General features: G+C 62.2%; 1 protein-coding gene. It reads left to right on the plus strand.

The window, feature by feature from the left end; all coding sequences use genetic code 11:
• On the plus strand, window positions 1-333 hold a 333-nt coding region (locus tag JHD59_RS23410), incomplete at both ends, for a PA14 domain-containing protein (RefSeq protein ID WP_199155894.1).

The following is a 333-nucleotide window of genomic DNA, read 5'->3' on the forward strand; positions in this document are numbered from 1 at the left end:
AGAACGGCGTCTGGCATGGCAACACCGACTTCGGCAACAACCTCGGCAATTCGCTGGCCAACCTCAATGCCTTCCTCGGCGGCAATGCCTCCAATCTGCAGCTGGCCAGCAGTTACGGCGTCACCACGCAATCGATCCTGACCTTGAACGGCGCCTTCAGCGCCGCCGCCGGCAATTACACCCTCAACGTCAACGCCGACGACGGTTTCCAGATCATCGTCGATGGCCAGGTGGTCAGCCAGTTCGCCGGCAATGAGGCGCAGACCGAGCACGATGTCGCGCTGACGCTCGGCGCCACCGCCGGCAATCTGCACGCCATCCAGATCGTGTTTT

It is taken from the genome of Chromobacterium sp. ASV23 (genome assembly GCF_016428945.1).
GTDB lineage: Bacteria > Pseudomonadota > Gammaproteobacteria > Burkholderiales > Chromobacteriaceae > Chromobacterium > Chromobacterium sinusclupearum.